Source organism: Haloferax prahovense DSM 18310, from assembly GCF_000336815.1.
Classification (GTDB): Archaea; Halobacteriota; Halobacteria; order Halobacteriales; family Haloferacaceae; genus Haloferax; species Haloferax prahovense.
The window spans coordinates 302,652-325,285 of sequence record NZ_AOLG01000047.1; the positions used below are offsets into that span (position 1 = coordinate 302,652).

General features: G+C 69.1%; 26 protein-coding genes and 1 tRNA gene. 12 read left to right on the forward strand and 15 right to left on the reverse strand.

What is annotated here, in order from left to right:
- Positions 1–118: 118 nt before the first annotated feature.
- Positions 119–1,180 carry a CNNM domain-containing protein gene (locus C457_RS13340; protein WP_008095379.1) on the forward strand — a complete coding sequence of 354 codons (1,062 nt, stop codon included), beginning with the start codon at positions 119–121 and terminating at the stop codon, positions 1,178–1,180.
- 127 nt (positions 1,181–1,307) lie between these two features.
- Here the strand turns inward: C457_RS13340 and C457_RS20155 are convergent.
- A tRNA-Met gene (locus C457_RS20155) sits at positions 1,308–1,456 on the reverse strand.
- Positions 1,457–1,584: 128 nt separating this feature from the next.
- Between C457_RS20155 and C457_RS13345 the strand changes: the two genes are divergently transcribed.
- A complete protein-coding gene (locus tag C457_RS13345) occupies positions 1,585–2,706 on the forward strand; it encodes a DUF7115 domain-containing protein (RefSeq protein ID WP_008095380.1) in 1,122 nt (373 codons plus the stop codon).
- Positions 2,707–2,741: 35 nt separating this feature from the next.
- Here the strand turns inward: C457_RS13345 and C457_RS13350 are convergent, their stop codons facing one another.
- On the reverse strand, positions 2,742–3,113 hold the full coding sequence (locus tag C457_RS13350; protein ID WP_008095381.1) for a DUF5830 family protein: 372 nt from the start codon (positions 3,111–3,113) through the stop codon (positions 2,742–2,744).
- 90 nt (positions 3,114–3,203) lie between these two features.
- Here C457_RS13350 and C457_RS13355 point away from each other — a divergent pair, with 90 nt between their 5' ends.
- Positions 3,204–3,836 (forward strand): TVP38/TMEM64 family protein, encoded by a 633-nt coding sequence (locus C457_RS13355; protein ID WP_008095383.1) that lies wholly within the window; start codon positions 3,204–3,206, stop codon positions 3,834–3,836.
- Positions 3,837–3,889: 53 nt separating this feature from the next.
- Here the strand turns inward: C457_RS13355 and gpmI are convergent, their stop codons facing one another.
- Positions 3,890–5,485 (reverse strand): 2,3-bisphosphoglycerate-independent phosphoglycerate mutase, encoded by a 1,596-nt coding sequence (gene gpmI / locus C457_RS13360; protein WP_008095385.1) that lies wholly within the window; start codon positions 5,483–5,485, stop codon positions 3,890–3,892.
- Between the two features lie 179 nt (positions 5,486–5,664).
- Between gpmI and C457_RS13365 the strand changes: the two genes are divergently transcribed.
- Positions 5,665–6,342, forward strand: a complete 678-nt coding sequence (locus C457_RS13365; RefSeq protein ID WP_008095387.1) for a DUF1405 domain-containing protein — start codon at positions 5,665–5,667, stop codon at positions 6,340–6,342.
- Positions 6,343–6,454: 112 nt separating this feature from the next.
- Complete coding sequence (locus C457_RS13370) at positions 6,455–7,108, forward strand: ArsR/SmtB family transcription factor (RefSeq protein ID WP_008095389.1); 654 nt, start codon at positions 6,455–6,457, stop codon at positions 7,106–7,108.
- Between the two features lie 3 nt (positions 7,109–7,111).
- Here C457_RS13370 and C457_RS13375 read toward each other — a convergent pair whose 3' ends face one another.
- Positions 7,112–7,606 (reverse strand): hypothetical protein, encoded by a 495-nt coding sequence (locus C457_RS13375; RefSeq protein ID WP_008095391.1) that lies wholly within the window; start codon positions 7,604–7,606, stop codon positions 7,112–7,114.
- A 98-nt stretch (positions 7,607–7,704) separates the two neighbouring features.
- On the reverse strand, positions 7,705–7,914 hold the full coding sequence (locus C457_RS13380; RefSeq protein WP_008095393.1) for a PLDc N-terminal domain-containing protein: 210 nt from the start codon (positions 7,912–7,914) through the stop codon (positions 7,705–7,707).
- Positions 7,915–8,149: 235 nt separating this feature from the next.
- On the opposite strand from C457_RS13380, the gene gatD reads away from it, so the two are divergent.
- On the forward strand, positions 8,150–9,397 hold the full coding sequence (gene gatD / locus C457_RS13385) for a Glu-tRNA(Gln) amidotransferase subunit GatD (RefSeq protein ID WP_008095394.1): 1,248 nt from the start codon (positions 8,150–8,152) through the stop codon (positions 9,395–9,397).
- A 4-nt stretch (positions 9,398–9,401) separates the two neighbouring features.
- Positions 9,402–10,310, forward strand: coding sequence for a GNAT family N-acetyltransferase (locus tag C457_RS13390; RefSeq protein WP_008095397.1), 909 nt, complete (start codon positions 9,402–9,404; stop codon positions 10,308–10,310).
- A 35-nt stretch (positions 10,311–10,345) separates the two neighbouring features.
- Here the strand turns inward: C457_RS13390 and C457_RS13395 are convergent, their stop codons facing one another.
- On the reverse strand, positions 10,346–11,383 hold the full coding sequence (locus C457_RS13395; RefSeq protein WP_008095400.1) for a PAS domain-containing protein: 1,038 nt from the start codon (positions 11,381–11,383) through the stop codon (positions 10,346–10,348).
- Positions 11,384–11,545: 162 nt separating this feature from the next.
- Positions 11,546–12,628, reverse strand: a complete 1,083-nt coding sequence (gene carA / locus C457_RS13400) for a glutamine-hydrolyzing carbamoyl-phosphate synthase small subunit (protein ID WP_049913586.1) — start codon at positions 12,626–12,628, stop codon at positions 11,546–11,548.
- 97 nt (positions 12,629–12,725) lie between these two features.
- Between carA and C457_RS13405 the strand changes: the two genes are divergently transcribed.
- The 4 genes from C457_RS13405 (at position 12,726) to C457_RS13420 (ending at position 14,973) form a co-directional block, all read left to right on the forward strand.
- On the forward strand, positions 12,726–13,139 hold the full coding sequence (locus C457_RS13405) for an Lrp/AsnC family transcriptional regulator (RefSeq protein ID WP_004042482.1): 414 nt from the start codon (positions 12,726–12,728) through the stop codon (positions 13,137–13,139).
- Positions 13,140–13,211: 72 nt separating this feature from the next.
- Entirely contained in the window at positions 13,212–13,781 is a 570-nt protein-coding gene (locus C457_RS13410; protein ID WP_008095408.1) for an NUDIX hydrolase, read from the forward strand.
- Entirely contained in the window at positions 13,768–14,187 is a 420-nt protein-coding gene (locus tag C457_RS13415; protein WP_008095410.1) for a desampylase, read from the forward strand. The genes C457_RS13410 and C457_RS13415 overlap by 14 nt, the downstream gene beginning before the upstream one ends.
- 87 nt (positions 14,188–14,274) lie before the next feature.
- The gene (locus C457_RS13420) at positions 14,275–14,973 is read left to right on the forward strand and encodes an SDR family NAD(P)-dependent oxidoreductase (RefSeq protein WP_008095411.1); all 699 of its coding nucleotides are present in this window, start codon (positions 14,275–14,277) and stop codon (positions 14,971–14,973) included.
- Between the two features lie 24 nt (positions 14,974–14,997).
- Here the strand turns inward: C457_RS13420 and kynU are convergent, their stop codons facing one another.
- The gene (gene kynU, locus C457_RS13425; RefSeq protein WP_008095412.1) at positions 14,998–16,269 is read right to left on the reverse strand and encodes a kynureninase; all 1,272 of its coding nucleotides are present in this window, start codon (positions 16,267–16,269) and stop codon (positions 14,998–15,000) included.
- A gap of 84 nt (positions 16,270–16,353) precedes the next feature.
- Between kynU and C457_RS13430 the strand changes: the two genes are divergently transcribed.
- Positions 16,354–17,394, forward strand: a complete 1,041-nt coding sequence (locus C457_RS13430; RefSeq protein WP_008095413.1) for an alpha/beta hydrolase — start codon at positions 16,354–16,356, stop codon at positions 17,392–17,394.
- A gap of 6 nt (positions 17,395–17,400) precedes the next feature.
- On the opposite strand, the gene C457_RS13435 is transcribed toward C457_RS13430, so the two are convergent.
- From C457_RS13435 to C457_RS20385, 7 genes are all read right to left on the reverse strand, one after another.
- The gene (locus C457_RS13435) at positions 17,401–18,444 is read right to left on the reverse strand and encodes a HypE family hydrogenase expression/formation protein (RefSeq protein WP_008095414.1); all 1,044 of its coding nucleotides are present in this window, start codon (positions 18,442–18,444) and stop codon (positions 17,401–17,403) included.
- 316 nt (positions 18,445–18,760) lie between these two features.
- Positions 18,761–19,711 (reverse strand): alpha/beta fold hydrolase, encoded by a 951-nt coding sequence (locus C457_RS13440; protein ID WP_008095416.1) that lies wholly within the window; start codon positions 19,709–19,711, stop codon positions 18,761–18,763.
- 95 nt (positions 19,712–19,806) lie between these two features.
- Positions 19,807–20,334 carry an amino acid permease gene (locus C457_RS13445; RefSeq protein ID WP_008095418.1) on the reverse strand — a complete coding sequence of 176 codons (528 nt, stop codon included), beginning with the start codon at positions 20,332–20,334 and terminating at the stop codon, positions 19,807–19,809.
- Positions 20,331–20,792, reverse strand: a complete 462-nt coding sequence (locus C457_RS13450) for a universal stress protein (RefSeq protein ID WP_008095420.1) — start codon at positions 20,790–20,792, stop codon at positions 20,331–20,333. The genes C457_RS13445 and C457_RS13450 overlap by 4 nt, the downstream gene beginning before the upstream one ends.
- 82 nt (positions 20,793–20,874) lie before the next feature.
- On the reverse strand, positions 20,875–21,270 hold the full coding sequence (locus C457_RS13455; RefSeq protein ID WP_008095422.1) for a hypothetical protein: 396 nt from the start codon (positions 21,268–21,270) through the stop codon (positions 20,875–20,877).
- A 90-nt stretch (positions 21,271–21,360) separates the two neighbouring features.
- Entirely contained in the window at positions 21,361–22,380 is a 1,020-nt protein-coding gene (locus C457_RS13460; RefSeq protein WP_008095423.1) for a YeiH family protein, read from the reverse strand.
- Entirely contained in the window at positions 22,377–22,523 is a 147-nt protein-coding gene (locus C457_RS20385) for a hypothetical protein (protein WP_156037881.1), read from the reverse strand. The genes C457_RS13460 and C457_RS20385 overlap by 4 nt, the downstream gene beginning before the upstream one ends.
- Positions 22,524–22,634 lie beyond the last annotated feature (111 nt).

Here is a 22,634-nt window from a genome sequence, read left to right on the forward strand (position 1 = left end):
TGTCAGAAGCTTAGTTTAAACTAGATAATATGCGACTCCCGACAATATACTACATATACTTCCGGACGGCCGATGCTTTCTAACGGGTCGAACGCGAACGAAGGGGACACCGACACAGATGAACCCAACAGAGATCGGTATACGCCTCGTCGCGGGGGCGTTGCTCATCCTCACGAACGGTTTCTTCGTGGCCATCGAGTTCGCGCTGACGCGCGCCCGCCAGTTCACCGAGTCCGAGTTCGTCGACGGCGACTCCCGACTCGAACGGGCCTGGGAGATGACCCAGGAGCTCGAACTGTATCTCACGACCTGCCAAGTCGGAATCACGGCGTCGAGCATCGCCGTGGGTATCGTCGCCGAGCCCGCGCTGGCGTCGCTGTTCGAACCGCTACTCGAGCCGCTGTTCGCCGGCACGACGCTCGCGACCATCGGTGCCGGCGCGCTCCTCGCCTACCTGATCATCAACCTCCTCCACCTCACCCACGGCGAGCAGACGCCGACGTACCTCGGCGTCGAGCGCTCCCGAATGGTCTGTCGCTACGGGGCGGCGCCGCTGCACTGGTTCTACGTCGCCATCTCGCCCGTCATCAAGTTCGGCGACTGGGTCGCCAAGTGGACGCTCAAGCTCTTCGGCATCGAGATGTCGGGCGCGTGGCTCGAGACCGAAGCCGAGGTAATCGAGTCCCGGGGTCAGCTCCGCGAGCGCCTCCACTCCCTGCTCGAGGAGGGCGAACTCCCCGAAGAACGCCGCGACGAGGTCCTCAGCGCGCTGGACGTGGACGAACTCTCCATCAGCGAAATCATGATTCCGAGCGACGACATCGTCTCGCTCTCGGCGACGGCGACGCCCGGCGAGAACTTCGACCGGATTCGGAACACGCCCCACACCCGGTTCCCGCTCGTCGGCGAGTCGCTCACCGACTTCCGCGGCGTCGTCTACGCGCCCTCCATCATCGACAACTTCGAGGCGCTCCGCGCCGGCGAGCGCTCGTTCGACGAAATCGCCGCGCCGACGATGACGCTCGCCGCCGACACGAACGTCAGCGACGCGTTCGACCAGTTCCAAGCGGAAGACCAGGAACTCGCGCTCGTCCTTCGGGACGGCGAAGTCGTCGGCCTCCTCACGGCGACCGACGCGCTCGAAGCCGTCATGGGCGAACTCGACGACCCGCTCGACTAGCGTCGCAGACGACGTTTTCGACGTTTTTTCAGACGCGACGCGTCGCTCACAGCGACGTGATTTCGCGGAAAACGGGCGCGGCCGTGACGACTCACGGACGGCTCTGCGTGCGTGACGAATCGAAGAATGCCCGGGGTGGGCTCCGAACCCACGATCTCCGCATGTCCCAGGTGCGAAGCCGGCATGACTTCGCGAGGGGCGGAGGCTTCCAAGGCGTTCCGCACCGATTGTGAAACCCTATGAGTGCGGCGCTATGTCCAGCTAAGCCACCCGGGCTCAACTTCCCGTTGTGTGCTGGTTGTATTTAAGCTTCTCATCTCCGACGACCGCGAGGCGAGTCACCACGCCACTCGATTCGCGTCATCACCCGCGGATTTATGTCCCAACACCGGGTGCACACACGCATGAGCCAACCGGAGATCGTCCAGTCCGTCCTCGGAGAGGAAGACGTGGTGACGCGCGTCCACCTCGGGGGCGAGGACGAACTGTTTGTGACTCCGACGCGGACGCTCGTCTATCGGGCCGAAGGCCTCCTCTCGGACGAGTCCGTCGACGAATTCTCGCACGCCGCGGAGCGACTGTCCGTCAAGGAAGGGCGACGAAAAGCGAAGCTATCGCTCGACTACGGTCTCGACGGGAGCGAGACGTTCTCGATGTCCTCGAAGCGGCTCGACGACGCGCTCCAGCCTATCGTCGAGGGCGTTCTCGCGGCAGCCGGCGTGACCGACGAGGAAGGCGAGCGCGTCGTCCAGACGTTCCGTTTCAGCGAACTCACGTTCGTCGTCACCGACGCCCGCGTCGTCCGGCACATCGGCAGCGCGGTCTGGGACGAAGACTACGAATCGTACCGCTACGCCGACGTGACCGACCTCGAATTCGAGTCGGGGAGCGTCGCCACGACGGTCGTGCTCACCGTCGACGGCCGCCAAGAGCGGTTCAAGATTCCCAACGAGGAGGCGCGGCTCGTCCGCGAGAAACTCGCGCGTGCGCTGTGCGACTACCACGGCGTCGGCAGTCTCGAGGAGTTCCGCGTCCAGATGGAGAAAGCGCGGGCGAACGACGAGTCCGCCGACGCCGCCGCCGACCGCGACAACACCGACTTCGGCGCGGGCCCCGACCCGCTGAGCGCGAACCCCGGAGAACTGTCCGACGAACCGGCGAACGGCACCCGCGCCGAGGGTGACGCGCCCGCCGAGCCGAGCCAACAGACCGCCCGCACGCAGTCCGTCGAAGCCCCGTCCGCGACCGGCGCGGTGGCGGAGGCGAAGCAGGCCGCCGAGTCGGCGTCGACCGAGTCGGCGTCGGGCAACGTCGCCGACGCCGCGGACCTCGGGTTCGAAGGCTCCGGCTTCGAGTCGGCCGCCGAGTCCGAGTCGGCGGACTCCGGCGCTGTCGATGCCGACTACGCCGAACTCGCCGACGAAATCGAGTCGCTCCGCGAGGTCGTCGAGGCCCAAAGCGAGCAGATTCGCCACCAGCAGGAGCTGGTCGAACAGCTCATCGAAGAACTCCGCCGCGGGCGGTAACCGCGGCAGTTCGCCCCCGACGACCGCCCGGACACCTATTCCCGCCCGAGCACTTTCCTGATACACGACGAGCCGAAGGGCCCGAGTTCGCCGGACTCGAACGTCACGAAGTGGCCGGTGGAGATGGACGCGCCGCAGCGGCGGCAGTCGAAGTCGCCCTCGCGCTGGACGACCTGACTCTCGAATCTGACGAACGTGCCGCCGCGGTTGTGACGGACGCGGCCGCCGTCGCGCTCGATGATGCCCCGAAGCTCCGCCGTGTCGAGGATGTCGCGCGTGAGCGTCGGGTCCGTGGTGACCGTCTCGATGCGGTCGACGACCTCGGCGAGGGAGAGTTCGTCGGCTTCGAGGTGCGCGAGGAGGTCGAGCGCGAGTTCGACGCGCTCGTCGCGTGTGGGCTCGGTCACGGTTCGGGAGCCAATCGAACCGGGTCGGGCTAAAGCCCTCCGAAGCACAAAGCGTTTGGTCGCGGCGCGACGACCGACTCCAGAGCTTCCGTGCCCCGTCCGCGTCTCGCCGCCGGCCTCGCGCTCGCGGCCGTCGTCGCCGGTCTCCTGTTCGCGTCTCCAGACGCCGTCATCGCGCGCGCGGCGTGGGTCGCAGCCGACCCCGTCCGACTCGTCGCCGTCGTGAGCGCGCTCGCGCTCGTCCGCCCGCTTCTCGCGTGGCCGACGACGCTCCTCGCGCTCGTCGTGGGCTACGGCCTCGGCCCGGTCGGCGCGCCGTTCGCGCTGGCGCTCATCGTCCTCACGAGCGTCCCGCCGTTCCTTTTCGCGCGGCGCTACCGCGGAACGACCAGACTGGCCGATGTCGGCGAGCGGACCGTCGAGCAGACGGGGTCGGTCAAGGGCGTGGCCGCGAGCCGCCTGCTTCCGGTCCCCTCCGACGTGGTGTCGGTCGCGGCGGGCGTCGCCAACGTCCGACTCGGCGCGTTCGCGCTCGGAACCGCCGTCGGCGAACTCCCGTGGGCTGTCGCGGGCGTCATCGCCGGCGCGTCGGTCGAGACGCTTACGACCGAGTCGCTGGCCGCGACCGTCCGCCCGGAGTTCGTCGTGCTCGCGGCGGTCGCGGGCGTCTCGATGCTCGTCCCGACCGCGTACCGTCGCTACCGGGGCGAGTCCGGCGCGTAGGTGAACTCGAAAATAGAGAGCGTAGAGGTACGTAGCGCGCGCGAGCGGCGGTCCTATTCTAACAGCGACTCGCCGGTCATCGCGGCCGGCTGGTCGACGCCGACGAGTTCGAGGATGGTCGGCGCGATGTCGCACAGCGAACCGCCCTCGCGGACGGTCCGGCCGCCCGAAAGCGGGTGGTCGGGGTCGAGGTCGGCGGCGTCGCCCTCGACGGCCTCGTCCCCGGCGTCGTTCTCCGCGGCCGCCTCGTCGTCGCGGTCGGCCGCGAGGTAGACGAACGGGACGGGGTTGAACGTGTGGGCCGTGTGCGGGTCGTCCTCGGTGCCCATGTCGTCGGCGTTGCCGTGGTCGGCGGTGATACAGACGTGGCCGCCGTGAGCGCGGACGCTCTCGACGAGCCGCCCGAGCTGTTCGTCGACCGCCTCGACCGCCTCGATGGCGGCCTCGTAGTCGCCGGTGTGGCCGACCATGTCGGGGTTGGCGTAGTTGAGAACCATCACGTTCGGGTCGTCGGACTCGATGATGCCGATGGCCGTATCGGTGAGCTCCGCTGCGGACATCTCGGGCTGGAGGTCGTAGGTCGGCACGTCGGGGCTCTCGACGATGTTCCGAATCTCGCCGTCGAACTCGACCTCGCGGCCGCCGTTGAGGAAGTAGGTGACGTGAGGGTACTTCTCGGACTCGGCCATGCGCAGTTGCGTCATGTCCGCCTCGGCGAGCACCTCGCCGAGCGTGTCTTCGGGCTGTTCCGGCGGGTAGGCGACCGAGACGTCGAACGTCTTGTCGTACTGCGTCATCGTCGTCATGAGAAGCTCCGGCGGCGTCGTCTCGAACTCCCAGACGGGCTCGATGTCGCAGAGCATCCGCACGAGCTGTCGCGCGCGGTCCGCGCGGAAGTTGAAGAAGATGACCGAATCGCCGTCTTCGAGGGCGGGCGCGTCGTCGACGACGGTCGGCTCGACGAACTCGTCGGTGTCGCCGCGGTCGTACGACTCGGTGACGGCGTCGACGGCGGTGTCGGCGGTCCACTCCGCCTCGCGCTCGATGATGGCGTCGTAGGCGCGCTTGGTGCGCTCCCAGTTCTGGTCGCGGTCCATCGCGTAGTAGCGCCCGGAGACGGTGGCGACGCCACCGGTTCCCTGCTCCTCGGCGACGGCTTCGAGGTCCGAGAGGTACGCCTCGCCGCCGGTGGGACTGGTGTCGCGACCGTCGGTAAAGGCGTGGGTGACGGCGTCGACGCCGCGGTCGGCGGCGAGTTCGATGAGCGCGTGGAGGTGTTGTTGGTCGGAGTGGACGCCGCCGTCTGAGACGAGGCCCATGAGGTGCACGCGGCCGTCGTGTTCGTCGGCGTGGTCGTAGGCGGCCGTGATGGCCTCGTTCTCGAAGAACGAGCCGTCGTCGATGCTGTCGCCGATGCGGGTGTACGCCTGCTTGACGACCCGGCCGGCCCCGATGTTGAGGTGGCCGACTTCGCTGTTGCCCATCTGGCCGTCCGGAAGGCCGACGCGCCGGCCGTCGACGATGAGCGTCCCGAACGCGCCCGCGTCGCGGTAGCGGTCGAAGTTCGGCGTGTCCGCCGCCTTGATAGCGTCGCGGCGGTCGTGGTCGCCGAGTCCCCACCCGTCGAGGATGATGAGTGCTGCGTCCATGCGTCGCCGTTCGGCGCGCCGGGCTAACTGTCCTTTGCTCCCGACATGGAATGACAACGTGTCGCGTACGGAGATGAGAGGGCGGCGTTCGCGCCCCGACGGGGGTTCGCGCCGCCCCAACCGCCCCCGCTGCTCCCGCCCCGACGGCCTTTTCTTTCGGGGCGTCGTCCGACTCGGCGATGGGTCTACGCGACTTCGACCTCGACGCGGCGGTCGACGACTGGACGGAGTACTACCTCGGGAACGGCCCGAGCCTCGTCGTCTTCCTCGTCCTCAACGCCGCCGCGTTCCTCGTCGGGGTGAGCTTCTACGTCCACTCCGACCCCGCGCTGTCGGACCTGCCGACGTTCCTCTACCCGCTTTTCGGCGACTCGCCGACCGCCCTCGCGCTGATGACGCTGTCGGCCGCGACGCTGCTTCCGAACCTCGGCCGCCGCGTCGCCGACGCGCCGGTCAACCGACCGCTCGCGTACCTCCACACGCTCGCGTTCGTCTGGCTCGTCAAGTACGGCGTCTGGACGGTCGTCGCGCTCAACCTCCGGCCCGACCTCTACGTCGGCTTCTCCGGGGCTGCGCTGTGGGACTACTGGGGCATCATGCTCACCCACGCGGGCTTTCTCGCGCTCGCCCTCGTCGTCCCGCGCTACGGCGCGACCACCAAGGGCGCACTCGGGTTCGCCCTCACCCTTGCGCTCGTCAACGACGTGTTCGACTACGGTCTCGGCTACTACCCGCCGCTGAAGTACGAGGCGGGGGCGCTCCTCGCGGGTATCACCGTCGCCCTCTCGTTCCTCGCGGTGTTCCTCGCCTCCCGGGCGTTCGACCGTCTCTCAGAGACGCCGGAGACGGCCCCGTGAGCGCCCCGGGACCGCCCCGACAGCGCCCCGTGAGTCACAATCGCTAATCGCATGACGGCGCGGAGTATCACATGAGTCAGGCTTTTCCCCGCCCGCAGTCTATGACCTCGTAATGGACTCCGCGGTACTGCTTGACCTACTCGGGAACGAAAACCGCCGGCGCATCCTGCGGTTGCTCTCGCACAAACCGTGCTACGTCACCGAGATAAGCGAGTACCTCGGCGTCAGCCCCAAGGCCGTCATCGACCACCTCCGAAAGCTGGAGGACGCGGGACTCATCGAGTCGCGCACCGACGACCAGCGGCGCAAGTACTTCCACATCTCACGAAATCTCCGACTGGAGGTGAACGTCTCGCCGTACGGGTTCGGCGCGAAGAGCGCCTACCCGCCGAGTCCGAGCCTCGACATGGCCGGACGCTGTCCGCACGTGACGCTCGAAGTCGAGAACGCCGGGAGTGACGACGTCTCGGAACTAGCGCGCGAACTCGGAAAACTGGAGGAACTCGACAACGAACTCTCCTTGGCCCAGCGGTGGGTACAGGGCCGCATCACCGACGTGCTCGACCGCCTCAACGACCGCCTCGGCGTCGACGCCGACAGCAGGTTCTACGCGGAGATTCTCGCCGCGCTCGCCAACGGGTCGAACACCGTCCGCGGCATCGCGAAGGACCTCAACGCGGACCCCGCGGTCGTCGACAGCGCGCTGCACCACCTCGCCGACGGCGGTCTGGTCGCCCACAACGGCGACCGCTGGCGAATCGACTAACGCCTACAACTCCTCTGTCAGGCCCGCCCGAAGGTCGCGGCCGAAGTAGTGACCGACCAGCCCCGCGAGCCCACCGCTCGCCGCGCCGACGCCCGCGATGGCGACGCCGTAGTCCGCGAGCAGTTGGACCGCGAAGGGCGCGAACACGGCGAACAGCGTCGAGAGGACGAACGCGAGGCCCGCGGCGATTGCGCCGGCGAGCACGACCTCCGTGTAGCGTCGCTTCGACCCGACGAGGCCGAGGACGAAGCCGGCGGCAGCGATGCCGACGAACCGCCCGACGAAACCGACGATGGGAATCGCGCCGCCGACGAGCAGTCCGCCGATGGAGAGCAGGAGCGCCGCGAGGAACACGCGCGGGGAGAACAGCCCGCTGAGGCGACCGCCGCCGGACGAGGCGGAGCGCTCCGCCCGCATCGAATCGTCGCTCTCGCGGTTCACGCCGGAGAGCAGGTCGTCGACGGACTGCTCAGACTCCCGTTGGTCCGACCGTTGCATGTGTACAGGGTCGCGGGCGAGCCTGATGGCTCTTGTGCCGGTTGGTCAGCCGCGGTGACTGTTCGGCGTCGCGTGACGGTGCGCCGCCCGGCTCGGTCCTACGCGTTGCGGCCGAGGATGAAGTACAGGACGAGTCCCAAAAGCGGCGCGAGGAAGACGACGACCGCCCAGAGGAACGCCGGGTGACTGCTGTTTCGCTTCGCGTCACTGTACGTCCACACCACCATCCCGAGGAACAGGAGGAAAAACAGCAGGCCGACGACGAGCGCGCCTGCGCCGCCCGACTGGAGGGGTATCGTGGGGAGCATACGCTGGCCGACGGACGGTCCGGTAAAATGTCTTGTGTCCGTTATGTCGGTGGTGCGTCCGTCTCCCTCGTTTCGCTCGGTCGGTTCGGTTGCGCTCCAGTCGCCGTACCGAGTCGCGAGCGAAGCGAGCTACTCGGCTTTTTCCCTCCAGGTTTTTGCCGTGAGCGGGTCGCCTCCGGCGACCCCGAACGGTAAAAAGGTGGGTTTGAAGTCTGCCCCCACGGTATCCCGCGATATGAACGCAGGGGACCGCGTCCGCGTCACCCGCGCGGACGTCACGAACGAAGGCGTACTCATGCCGTCTTCCACCGAGGACCATCTCGTCGTCAAACTCGACGGCGGGTACAACGTCGGCATCGCCCGCGAGGGAGCCGACGTGGACGTGCTCGAAACCGACGTGTACGACATCGAAGACGCACAGTCCGAGGGCGACGGCACCTCCGAAATCGAGTTCGACGACGACCTCCCGACCGTCTCGCTCATCTCGACCGGCGGGACAATCGCCTCGACGGTCGACTATCGAACGGGCGCGGTGACCGCGCAGTTCGACGCCGAGGACGTGCTCCGGGCCGTCCCCGACCTCGCGGGCCGGGCGAACTACCGCGGCCGCGTCGTCGCCAACATCCTCTCGGAGAACATGACGACAGACGTGTGGGTCGACCTCGCCGAGGCCATCGCCGAGGAAATCGAGGCCGGGGCCGACGGCGTCGTCGTCATGCACGGCACCGACACGATGCAGTTCTCCGCGTCGGCGATGTCGTTCATGCTCGACACGCCCGTCCCCATCGTCTTCACGGGCAGTCAGCGCTCGGCCGACCGCCCCTCGTCGGACAACGTGATGAACGCCGTCTGCGCCGTCGAGGCCGCCAAGGCCGACGCCGCCGAGGTCATGGTCTGCATGCACGCCTCGGAGTCCGACGACGTCTGCGCGCTCCACGAGGGGACGCGCGTCCGCAAGAACCACACCTCCCGGCGCGACGCGTTCGAGACCGTCGGCGCGAAGCCGCTCGGCGAAGTCGACTACGAGGCCGAGGAGGTCACGTTCCGCCGCGACTACGCCCCCCGCGGCGAGGCCGACCTCGCGCTCCACGCCGACATCGAGTCCGAGGTGGAACTCGTGAAGTTCACGCCGGGGATGGACCCCGCGGCGCTCGACTACCTCGACGGGAAGGCCGGCGTCGTCATCGAGGGGACGGGCCTCGGCCACGTCCACACCGACCTCATCCCGCGGTTCGAGGAACTCGTGGAAGACGGAACCACGGTCGCCATGACCTCGCAGTGTCTCGACGGCCGCGTCTGCGACCGCGTCTACGACACCGGCCGCGACCTGCTCGACGCCGGCGTCGTTGAGGCGGGCGACACGCTCCCCGGCACGGCGAAGGTGAAGCTCATGTGGTCGCTCGCCAACCTCTCCGACCCAGCCGGCGCGATGGGCCGGAACCTCGAAGGCGAGCTGACCCAGCGCTCCGTCCCGTGGGAGTGAACTGATGGAGATTCGACCCGCGCGACCCGAGGACTACGACGCGGTCGCCGCGTTCACCCGCGACACGTGGGCCGACCGCGGCGGGTCGGACTACATCCCCGACATCTACCACGACTGGATTTCCCCCGGCGAGTTGGACCAGGCGACGCTCCTCGTGGACATGGGCGAGGAGACGCCCTCCGACGATGTGGCCGCCATCGCGCAGGTCGTCATGCTCTCGGAGTACGAGGGCTGGGCGCAGGGGATGCGCGTCGCGCCCGACTACCGCGAGCAGGGGCTCGCGACCCGGCTGTCGCACGCGCTTCTCGACTGGGCGCGCGAGCGGGGGGCGCGCCGCGTCCGCAACATGATTCACTCGTGGAACGTCCCGAGCCTCGCCAACGCCCGCACGGTCGGGTTCGACCCCGGCGTCGAGTTCCGCTGGGCGACGCCCGAACCGGACGCGACCGCCGAGCCGGAGACGGCGGTCGGCGACGACGCCGACGCCGCGTGGGCCTACTGGACCGGGTGCGAGGCGCGAACCGCGCTGTCGGGGCTCGCGCTCGACCCCGTCGAGTCGTGGGCGCTCTCCGAACTCACCCGCGCGCGCCTCCACGACGCCGCGGCCGACGACCGACTGTTCGTCGTCGGCGACGACTGCACGACAGGCTTCACCTACCGGAACCGAACCTACACCCGCGAACGCGACGACGAGGGCGAGGTGACGTGGGCCGAGTACGCGGTCGCCGCGTGGGACGACGCGCCGGCCTGCGAGTCGCTGTTGGACGCGGTTCGACGCGACGCCGCCTCGGTCGGCGCGGACCGGACGCGCGTCCTGTTCCCCGAGCGAATCGAGTGGATTTCCGACGCGTCGCTCGCCCGGAGCGACCTCGCGGAGGAACCGACGTTCGTGATGGAAGCGGACCTCTCCTGACCGGCGCGTCTCGTTCGCTCCCGGCCGAGCGCGGCCTACTTCCACACGACGCCGCGGACTTCGAAGCGCGCGCCGCCGAGTTCCGAGTCGGCCACGTCGAGTTGCCACCCGTGGAGGTCCGCGATTCGCCGGGCCGTCGAGAGGTGAAGCGAGTCGTAATCGACGCCGAGCAACTGGTTCGGGCTCGCGGCCGTCGCCGCGCGCTCTTCGGACGACGGGTGGGGGCCGTCGTCGTCGACGTAGAAGCCGTCAGCGGTCGTCCCCACGACGACGTCTGAGGATGGCCCGGACGGCGCGTTCCGCTCGAAGCAGTTCGTAAAGAGCGCGACCAAAAAGAGCCCGAGGAGATGGGTGTCGGCCAAGAGCGTCCCGTCGCCGACGACCCGGTAGCTGGCGTCGTTCGCGCCGTCGAGCGACGCGACGGCCCACGCCTGTGCGACGTGCTCGCGAAATCCCACCGGCGCGAGGTCGAGCGTGCTCGGTTGCTCGGCGGCGTCGATACCCCACTCGACGAGCGACTCGATCCGAGAGAGGCTCTCGGAGAGCGCGACGGCGGCGTCGCCGTCGAGCGACGCGAGTCGCTCGGCCGCCTCGATGGCCGTCGTGAGGTTGGTTCTGAGCTCCGACGCGAGCGCGCCGACGAGCGCAGCGAGGTGTTCGTTCTTCTCGTTGACCTGCAGTTCCGCGAGCCGCCTGTCGGTGATGTCGAGGTGGACGACGAGCGCGAAGTTCCCGTGTCGCGGTGTGTCCACCTGGACGACCCGGAGCGCGAACCACCGGTAGACCGTCGGTGAGTGACACGGGTACTCGGCGGTGAAGAGGTCGCGGTCGCCGCGGAGCACCGCGCGGATGCCGTCGGCGACGACGCCCGCGATTTCGTCGACCTCGCGGGCCGCGTCGCACACGTCGAGGTAGTTGACGCCCGTCGAATCGGGGTCACCGACGTAGTCGTTCGCGTCGGCGAACGTCCGCCACGCCCGGTTCGTGTAGACGATATCCCCGTGTCTGTCGAGGAGGGCAATCGTCGCGGGGAACTCTTCGAACCCGCGTTCGATGAGCGAGACGTCGTCCATCACAGAGCGTACGTCGGGAAACCGTTTGACAGTTTCTACCACATCGGGGCCGAGACACGAGCCGCGCCGCTCGCTGGGTGGCGTGTCGGAAAAATCGGCGTTCCTCCGGTCGCGGCCGGGTGCAATCGGCCGCGGATCCGAGTTCGGTCGCGGTTTGGGTGGTCAGTCCGAGGCGACGGCTCGGGGCTTATGCTCGTTTCCCTCTGTACCCGCCATGGCGAGCACGTCGTCGAAGAAGCCGAGCGAGTCGTGGGGGCCGGGATGGGCTTCGGGGTGGTACTGGCGCGTGATGACGCTCAGTTCCTCGCTGGCGAGGCCTTCCGCGGTGTCGTCGTTGACGTTCACCTGCGTCACGTCGAGTTGGTCGCCGGGGTCGGCGACGGTGTAGCCGTGGTTCTGGGTGGTCATGACGACCTTTCCGCTCTGGAGGTCGCGGACGGGCTGGTTGACACCGCGGTGGCCGAAGGCCATCTTCTCGGTGGTGCCGCCGAGCGCGCTGGCGACGATCTGCTGGCCGAGGCAGATACCCGCCAGCGGGACCTCGCCGGCGAACTCCTCGACGAGTTCGCGCGTCGCGGTGTAGTTTTCGGGGTCGCCGGGGCCGTTGGAGATGAACAGCACGTCGGGTTCGAGCGCGGTTACGTCCTCGGCGTCCGCGTCGTAGGGAAGCACGTGGACCGTGGCGCCGCGGTCGACGAGAGAGTCAACGATGGAGCCCTTCGCGCCGCAGTCGACGAGCGCGACGGTGGTGTCGCCGTCGCCCTCGAACGTCGTCAGCTCGGTCGTGGTGACCTGCGCGCCGATGTCGACGTGCTCGCTCATGCCCTTACACTGCGCGAGTTCTTCCTTCGCGTCCTCGGGGGTCACGTCCTCGCCGACGGCGATTCCGACCTTCATCGCGCCCTCCTCGCGGATGGACGTGACGAGGTCGCGCGTGTCGAGGTGGTCGACCGCCGGGACGCCCTCGTCGGCGAGCCACTCGACGACCTCCTCGGTGAACTCGCGTGCGACGGCCGCCCGAGGGTGGACCCGGTCGGACTCGAATCGCTCGGCTCGGACGCCGTAGTTCCCGATGAGGGGGTACGAGAAGGTGAGCACTTGTTCTTCGTACGAAGGGTCGGTCAGACTCTCTTCGTATCCCGTATATGCGGTTGTGAACACCAGTTCACCGCGTGTGCGCCCCGGAACACGGCCACGCGCTTCGACCACGCGACCGTCTTCCAGCGCCAGATAGGCGTCCGACATTACGAGAAACGAACGGAACACGGGTGCATAAGTGTTACTTTCGAAGTCGAGTTACGAAATTCGTAATCGGTAAGTCGCTGGGGACGGCACGTGAGATATGGACGAGCTTGACCGACGTATCCTCGATATCCTTCGACGGGACGCTCGGACCCCCAACACGGAGATCGCGGCCGAAGTCGGGACCTCTGAGGGGACCGTCAGAAACCGCGTCGAGCGGTTGGTCGAGGAGGGCGTCATCGAGCGCTTTACGATTTCGACCCGCACGGGGAACCTGAAGGCGATGATAGAGGTGACCGTCGCGGTCGACGTCGACACCAACGACGTGTCCGAGCTGATGGCCGACTGGAAGGACGTGGACTTCGTCTGGCAGGTCTCCGGCGAGGAGGACATCGTCCTCGTCGTCGACGCCGCCGACACCCGCGCCGTCAACGACCTCATCACCCGCGCCCGCGAGCACGACGACGTGAAGAGCACGAAGACCCGCCTGATTCTCGACGAGCGCCTCGGCTAATCCCGCGCCGCCGCCGCGTGGTCCGCGGTTCGCATCGAAGCTTAGTTGACCCCCGACTCCGACGGAAGGCACATGAGCAACGCAGCGGCCGACGAGGCTACTGAACTCCACAAGAACGCAGCGCAGGACGTCATCGCCGTCGACTCCGACGACAACGCCGAGGGGACGGTCAACCGACTCGACGCCCACACGGGCGACGGCATCCGCCACCGCGCCTTCACCTGCCTCGTGTTCAACGAGGAGGGACAGATACTCCTCGCCCAGCGCGCGCCCAACAAGCGCCTGTGGGACACCTCCTGGGACGGCACCGTCGCCTCCCACCCCGTCGAGGGCCAGACCCAAGAGGAAGCCACCGAAGAGCGCCTCGAAGAGGAACTCGGCATCTCGCCCGACCAGTACTCCGACCTCCGCGTCACGGACAAGTTCGAGTACAAGCGCTACTACGAGAACGCCGGGCTGGAGTGGGAAGTCTGTGCCGTCCTGAAGGTCACGCTCGAAGACACCACGCTCGACCCCGACGAAGAGGAAATCGCGGGCATGCTCTGGGCGGATTACGAGCACCTCCACGACAACCCCGAGTGGTACCGCCAACTGCGTCTCTGTCCGTGGTTCGAAATCGCCATGCGCCGTGACTTCGAGTAGGCTCTCTCTCGCAGCTGACGCGCGGGACTCGATTCTCTCGCACGCCCGCGAGGGTGCCGCCGGCGACCCGCCCGCCGAGGTCTGCGGCGTCCTCGCCGGCGACAGCGACGCGCGCACCGTCACCGCCGCCCACCCCGTTTCGAACGTCGCCGACGACCCACGGGTCGCCTACGAACTCGACCCCGAGGAGACGGTTTCGATTCTCGAAGCCATCGAGTCCGCGGGCGACGACGCGGTCGGCTTCTACCACTCGCACCCCGAGTCCGACCCGGTCCCGAGCGCGACGGACCGGGAACAGGCGTCGTGGCCGGGATACGTCTATCTCATCTGCTCGCCCGACGGCCGGATGACCGCCCACGAGTGGACCGGCGACGAGTTCGACGAACTCACTATCGCGGTCGAGTGATCCGTCGGCCTCCCGAACCTCGCCGGTACGCCGCGACCGCCGGCACGCTTCGGTGAGAATATCCTTTCTCAGTTCACAGACGCAGCCATGGAACCCGACCGCTACGACGACCTCGACGGACAGGTCGCGCTCGTCACCGGCGCGAACCGAGGTATCGGCCGCCAGATAGCCGAGAACCTCCGCGACCGCGGCGCGACGGTGTACGCGGGGTCGCGCAGCGTCACCAACGAGACGCCGGAGGAGACGGAGCGAGTCCTCCTCGACGTGACCCAAGAAGGGGACATCGAGGAGGTCGTCGACGGCATCTTCGCCGACCAGAACCGCCTCGACATCCTCGTCAACAACGCCGGCGTCGGCGGCGAGGGCGAGGACATCGTCGCCGAGTCGACCGAGCGAATCGACCGCACCCTCGGCGTCAACCTCCGCGGGCCGATGCTCCTGTGCAAGCACGCGGTTCCCCTTCTCCTCCAGTCCGACGGCGGCCGCGTCGTCAACGTCTCGTCCGGCATGGGCGCGCTCGGCGAGGAACAGTCCGGCGGGTCGCCCGCGTACCGAATCTCGAAGACCGGCCTCAACGGCCTCACGGCCTACCTCGACGGCCAGTACGGCGACGACGGCCTCATCGCCAACTCGGTGTGTCCCGGCTGGGTCCGCACCGACATGGGCGGCGAGGAGGCCAACCGGCCGGTCGAGAAGGGCGCGGAGACGCCGACGTGGCTCGCCACGTTCAAGCCCGGCGCGCCCGCGGGGAAGTTCTGGCGCGACAAGGAAGTCATCGACTGGTAAGCGACCGACCCCCCGCCGCGACCCTCACGTGACGCCGCCGCTCTGCTTCTCGAACGCCTCGTATGCTTCCCCGTCCAGAATCTCGCGGAAGTGCTCGACCGCCCGGTACACGTCCTCGAAGCCGACGTAGGCCGGCGCGGGAGCCATCCGGACGACGTTCGGTTGACGGAAGTCCACGATGACGCCCCGCTCCTTGAGCGCGAGGCTGACGCGGTAGGCCTCGGGGTGCTCGACCGCGACGTGGCCGCCGCGGGCCGCGGGGTCACGCGGGGTGCCGACCTCGCACTCCGGCAGTCGCTCGTCCACGAGGGCGATGAGGTAGTCCGTGAGCGCCAGCGACTTCTCGCGCAGGGCGGCCACGCCGCCGGCGTCCTCGACGACGTCGAGCGCGCCGTCGAGGGGGGCTGCGGACAGCACCGGGACCGTCCCCGACTGGAACGCGCCGGCCGACTGCGCCGGTTCGTAGGTCATCGCCATGTCGAACTGCGTCTCCTTGTCGTTGCCCCACCAGCCGGCGAGCGCGGGCGTGACGCCGAAGTGGCGCTCGTTGACGTAGAGGCCGGCGATGGAGCCGGGACCAGCGTTGAGGTACTTGTAGTGACACCAGACCGCGAAATCGACGCCGACCTCGGAGAGCCGGTGCGGGACCGCGCCGACCGAGTGCGCGAGGTCGAAGCCGGCCAGCGCGCCGGCCTCGTGAGCGGCTTCGGTGATGGCCTCGATGTCGAACAGCTGGCCGCTCCGGTAGAGGACCGACGGGAGAAACACCATCCCCACGTCGTCGTCGATGGCGTCGAGCACGTCCTCGGTCTCGATGGTCCGCCCGTCACGGCTCTCGATCACGCGGAGCGCCTCGTCGGGATCGCGGCCGGCGTGCCGGAGTTGCGCGCGAATCGCGTAGTGGTCCGTCGGGAAGTCGAGGTCGTCGACGACGATGTTCTCGCCGCGGGCGGGGTCGTAGAACGTCCCGACGAGCGCGTGGATGTTGACCGTCGTGGAGTTGGCGACCACGACTTCGTCGGGCTTCGCGCCGACGAGCGGGGCGAGTCGCTCGCCCAGGCGCTCGCCGTAGGTGAACCACTCCGGGTCGGCGTCGGTCCACCCGCGGATGGCGAGGTCGCGCCACTCGTCGACGACGCGTTCGAGCGCCGCCTCCGCGTCGACAGACAGCGGGCCGAGCGAGTTGCCGTCCATGTACAGTTCGCCCTCGGGGACGTAAAAGCGGTCGCGGAGGTCCGAAAGCGGGTCCGCCGCGTCCATCTCGCGGGCGGTCTCGACGGTGGGGTCGTCGGTCATACGCGTGTCGAAGCGCCGGCGCGACAAGTAGATTCACGACCCGCACGGCGTGGTGTTTTTCACGGTCGCCCGCGGCCCACCGGTATGGTTCGCTCCGACGGCGACTCCCGACCCGACCCCGACGACCCCGACGACGGCGATTTTAACGACTCGTCTGCCATCGGGGTCGCCGACCGCGCGGCCGACCTCGACCCGCAGGCTCACGCCGCCGTCGCCGAGGTCGAGCGTCTGGGCCTCCCCGAGTGGTCCGCGCTCGGCGTCGAGAGCGCCCGCCGGGTCGAAGACGAGGTGTTCTCGGCCGGCGACGCGCCCGAGGTCGCCCGCGTTACGAACTTCGCAATCGACGGCGAGAGCGGGGACGGGGCCGCCTCGACCCACGAGATTCCGCTTCGCGTCTACCACCCCGAACCCGGCGAGACGCGCCCCGCGGTCGCGTTCTTCCACGGCGGCCTCTGGGCGATGGGCACGCTGGACTCCATCGACGGCGTCTGCCGACGACTGGCGGTCCGTTCGGGCCGCGTCGTCGTCTCGGTCGACTACCGACTCGCGCCCGAGTACCCGTTTCCCGCCGGCCTCGACGACTGCGTGCGGGCGGTCGAGTGGCTCGCCGAACGCGGCGCGTCCGTCGGGGCCGACCCCGACCGAGTCGCCGTCGCGGGGACCAGCGCCGGCGGGAATCTCGCGGCCGCCGTCTGCCTCCACGCCCGCGAGTTCGACGGCCCGACCATCGAGAAACAGGTCCTCCAGTACCCGATGACCGACTGCTCGGCCGACCACGACTCGCTCCGGGAGAACGCCGACGGCCCGCTTCTCACCCGCCGCGACGTGCTGTGGGCCCACGACACCTACCTTCGGAACCCGGTTGACCGCCACAACCCCTTCGCCGCGCCGCTCCGGGCCGACTCGCACGCCGACCTCCCGCCGGCGCACGTCGTCACCGCCGGCTTCGACCCGCTTCGAGACGAGGGCGCGGCCTACGCGTCGGCGCTCGACGCCGCGGGGCCCGACGTCGTCCACGACCACGAGGCTGCCATGCCGCACGGCTTTCTGAGCCTCGCGGCCGACGTCGACGCGGCGGACGCGGCGCTCGACCGGGTCGCGGACGCGCTGGAAAACGAGGGCTGAGTCTGCTTATTCGGCGTCGGCGTTCGCTTGCTCGGCCTCGCGGGCGAGTCGGTCGTAGGCGGCCCACGAGGGGTCAACGTCGGGGTGCTCGATGCGCTCGCCGTCGACGACGACGCCCTCGCCCGCGACGACGGTGCCGGCGACGCCGACGGGGGTGCCGCGGGCGTCGAGCGCGGCGACCACGTCGTCCGTGACGTCGGGGTCCGTGGCGACGACGAGCGACCCGGCGGTGGTCGAGCGCCACGGGTCGATGCCGAGGAAGTCGCAGGTCTCGCGGACGCCGGGCCGGAACGGGATGCTCGACTCGTCGATTTCGAGTTGGACGCCCGCGCTCTCGGCGATTTCGTTGAGCGCGCCGTGGACGCCGCACTCGGTGGCGTCGTGCATGGCGTGGACACCGCGGCCGCCGGCGGCCGAGACGGTCATCGCGTCGCGGACCGCGTCGGTCTCGTCGAGTCGCGCCTGCGCGTCGGCGAGCACGTCATCGTCGAGGTCGACGAAGGCGTCCGGAAACAGCGTCGTCAGGAGGCCAGTCGCCTCGACGCCGGGGCCCTTCGTCACGAGCACGTCGTCGCCGGGTCTCGCGCCGTCCGGGCGGACCACGTCGTCGTGGTCACCGACGGCGAGGGCGGTCGCGCCGCCGACCCACGGGTACGAACAGCCAGCGTAGCGGGCGGTGTGGCCGGTGACGATGCTGACGCCGAGGTCGTCGGCCTCGGCGTGCATCGCCCCCCAGAGTTCGGCGAACTGCTCGTCGGTCATCTCGGGCGGGAGCGTAAAGGAGACGGCGAGGTGCGAGGGGTCCAGCCCCGAGACGGCGATGTCCGAGAGGACGATGTCGATGGCGAACCGGCCCGCGCGCTCGAAACCGAGCGCGGGGAGCACGGAGACGGGGTCGGTCGCGATGGCGACGGCGGTGCCGTCGATGTCGAGGAGGCCGAAGTCGACGCCGTGGGTCGGGCCGAGCGCCACGTCGTCGCGGGCCGCGCCCAACCGCGGGTAGATGTACTCGTCGAAGAACTCGCGGTCGACCTTTCCGAGGTCGGTCATACGCGACCTGCGGGGGCCGCGAGTAAGAACGTACTCATCCGGCGACGACGGGTCCGGCCCGGTGGGGTTCGAGGCCCGGTCGTCGGCGCGGTCGCTCGCCGGTCGAAAGGTGGGACGGTCCCCCGTCCCTGCTCATGAAGAGACGCGGAGACGGTTCGAAGGGGCATGGAAAGTCCCACCACCGGACTGCTCCCGCGTCGGTTCAACGTGCACGCCGGACGTACAAGAACCTCGCTAAGTTCCCTCGATGGACCTATATAGCTTCAACGAGCAGCCGGCAAATACTGCCTCCATTGGTCGAAATCGCCGGCGGAGCTCAGACCGGGCGATGGCCCGCCTCGTCGGGGGTGTTGTTCGGCGTTCGCCACGCGTCGTCGAGGTGCTCGACGAGTGCGCGGGCGACGGCCACCGGCTCCTCGTGGTGGACCCAGTGGGTCGCCTCGTCGAACGTCTTGAGGTGGCCGTCTTCGCAGAACGCGAGGCTCTCGCGCGCCATCTTCGGCCGGAGGAACCGGTCTCGGGTCCCCCAGACGACGAGCGTCGGGGGCTCGACCGTCTCGACGCGGGGCCGCGGGCGCTCGCGGGCGACCGCCCGGTACCAGTCGACCATCGAGCCGTAGGCTCCGGAGACCGACCACGCGGCGCGATAGCAGTCGAGGTCGGTCGCCGAGAACGTGCCGGGGAGCGCGGTGCCGGTCATCGTCCGCTCCAAGACGGCCCAGTCGCCGACGGGGGCGACGAGCTCGGGGAGCTTCGGCAGTTGGAAGAACAAGACGTACCAGCTCCGAAGCTGTTGGCCCGGGTCGCGTCTGAGGTGGCGGGCGAGCACTACCGGGTGCGGGAGGTTCATCGCGGTGAGAGAACGCACCCGGTCGCGGTGGTGGAGCGCGGTCCACCACGCCACCGCGCCACCCCAGTCGTGACCGACGACGTGGACCTTCTCGTAGCCGAGCGCGTCCGCGACGCCGACCACGTCACCGGCGAGTTCGTCGATGCTGTACCACTCGACGCCCGAGGGGCGGTCGCTCAGGTTGTAGCCGCGCTGGTCGAGCGCGACGACCCGGTAGCCCGCTTCGGTCAACGGGCGGAGGTAGTCCGCCCACGCGTACCAACACTCCGGAAAGCCGTGGAGGAGGACGACGAGTTCGCCGTCTTCCGGTCCGGCTTCAACCGCGTGGAGCGTGACCTCGCCCGCGTCGATGCGGCGGCTCGTCGCCTCGACGGACAGCTCCGCGTCGTCGCACGACAGCCCCGATTGCTTCGCCATACCCCTCGCTACGGCGGCGAAGGACAAATGTGCCGCGGCGGCGCGAGAGGCCATCGGCGGCGAGAAAACGGGTCGCTTCCGCGGCGCCGTTCGGACTACCCGAACAGGCGCTCCCTGATGCTCCGAGCGCGACTCCGTTCGGCCAGGAGGACCGAACACTCCACGTCGTCGACGACGTCCATGACGACGGTGCCGCGGACGAGCCGCGAGAGGAGGCCGCGTTCCGTCGCGCCGACGACGAGCAGCGACGCGTCGGTCGCGTGCGACTCGATAGCCCTCTCGACGTCGCCGGTCTCGACGGTGAGCGTGGCATCTCCGAGACCGCGCTCGTCGGCCCACTCGCGGAGGAACTGCTCACCCGCGTCCCTGTCGTCGGCGACGTGGAGGTTGATGTAGTAGTACGCGCCGCCGGATTTCGGCATCGCGGTGCCCAGTTCGCTGGCGGACATGGCGGTCAAGAGCGCGATGACGCCGCCGAGAACGAACGCGGCGGCCGCGAGCGGCCCGGCCTGTTGGACCGCGGCCCCCGGAAGCACGAAGATGCCCGCGCCGATCATCGTCCCGATACCGATAGTCAACGCCGCGAGCGGGCCGAGGTCTTTGGCGAGTTCCTCGTCTGTCATGTTTCACCGTCTTCGTCGGCGTCGCCCGCCGGCAGCACGACCACGGGACGGTCGCTGTGCCGAATCAACTCCTCGCGGACCGCGCCCGAAAAGAGGTCCCACCACGAGCGGCCGCCGCGCGGGGTGAAGACGATGGCCGTCGCGTCGGCCTCGCGAGCCGCTTCGAGAATGGCGTCGCCGACGTCGGTCGCGAATCGGAGGTCGGTCTGAAGTTCGATGCCGGCGTCGTCCGCGGCGCGGCGGGCGATATCGAACAGTTCCTCCGCAACCTCCTCACGCTGTTCGACGCCGGCTTTGTCCGGCGCGCCGCCCGCCTTCTCGATGACGTGGACGACAGAGGCTCGACCATCGGCCGCCGCGATGCGCGGGAACGCGGTGGCACAGGTGATATCGGCGTCGTCCGCGTTCGCGAGCGGGAGCAGCGGGCGAGAGAACAGCGACTCGACGTGTTCAGTCATGGGTTGTGCGGCAATAGATGTAGAAGTTCGCAAACCGGGGCACAGCGTCGAAGCGAATCGAACGCGGAGGGAACGCGCCCGCTCAGACGGCGGTGACCCACGCCCGGTACGCCTCGTCGCGGCCGTAGACCGCCTGAAAGACGCGGTCTGCGAAGCCGGCGAGGCGGTTCGCGTCCGAGCGGGCGGTGATGCGGACGTTCGTCCCCTCGGCCTCCTCGGGGCTCTCCAGTTGGTCGATTCGGAACTCGGGGAACTCCGTGAGCAGCCCCTTGAGCCGGTCGAGTTCCTCGTCGGTCACGTCCATGTTGAACGTCTGGTCGGCGAACTGAATCCACGGGCCGGGCCCCTCGCCGTCGACGTCGGCGAGGCGTTCGGCCTCGATGGTGAGAAAGGCGCTGCCGCGGTCGCGGTGCGCCGACACGGCGTCGGCGAAGAGCTTTCGGCGCTCGCGCGCGGTGTCGGCCTCGAATCGGGTCATGCGACCTGCTACACCCGCGCGGTACAAAAACGGCCCGCGTCGGGGCGGTGAGTCTCGGACGGCGGAGCGACCGGAACGGCCGTCAGCGCGTCAGAACAGCGCGAGAACCGCGGCGAGCGCGAGCGCGCTGATGGTGAGCAGTTGCAGTCCGAGGACGGCGAGCGGAGCCGCGCCCGTCTGTCGCATCGCGTCGAGCCGAACGTCGAGGCCGAGGCCGACGAACGCGAGCGCGAACAGTGCGTCGCTGGCGGTGCCGACGGTCGCGAGCGTCGCCTCCGAGAGGAGGCCGAGGTTGGCGACGGCGGCGACGGCGACGAAGCCGACGAGGAACCGGGGAACGCCGTCGAAGACGGCGCGCAGACCGGTGGCTGCCTCCTCCGCCCGGCCGGCGTAGCGAACCGCGTAGGCGACGGCGACGAAGCCGAGCATGGAGTTTCGCGCAAGTTTGGTCACGGTCGCCCAGCGACCGGCGACCTCGGAGTGGGCGAAGCCGGCCGCGGTGACGGGGCCGGTGCTGAACATGCTCAGGCCGGCCCAGATACCGAACTGGCGACCGGACAGCGGAAGCAGGTCGCCGGCGATGGGGAACACCGCGAGGGTGAGCGCGTCGAACAGGAGGACCGCGGCGACGACGTGGGTGAGGGACTCACCGTCGGCGTCGATGGTGCCGGCGATGGCGGTGGCCGCGGAGACGCCGCAGACGCTCGCGCCGGCCGCGAGGAGCGACCCGGTCTTGTCGGCGAGGCCGAACACGCGCCCGGCGACGGCCTCGACGAGGAGGACGCCGGCGGCGACGGTGACGACGACGAGCGCGACGAGCACCGGTCCGGAGGCGACGAGTTCGTCGATTGCGATGCGAGCGCCGAGCAGGACGATACCCGTTTCGAGGAGGAGCTTCTGCGTGTCGACGCCGGGGCGCACCCAGTCGGGAACGCCGACCGTGTTGGCGACGACAGCCCCGAAGAGCACGCCGAGCAGGAGCGCGTTGACGCCGGGGACGAAGCCGGCGACGAGCGCCGCCGCCCCCGCGAGGACGACGAGGAGGCCGACGCCCGGTGCGAGTCGCGCGAGCCGGCCGATGCCGGCGTCCGAGCTCTCCCCGGCGCTCACGGCCCGAGCGTCGCGAGGACGGTCACGACGACGAGACCGAGGGCGGTCGCGCGCCAGCCGCGTTCGAGCGTACACCACAGACCGTACGCGCGCTCGACGGTGGCCGCGCCGAACGCGTCGCGCATGAGGGACGAATCGCGCATCTGTCGGTGCCACGAGGGCCGCGCCGTTGAACGTGTCGCTTCCGTCTGCGAAACCGGCAACAAAACCCGCCAACACCGCGGTGGGACGGCCGTGAGAGCTGTAGAACGACG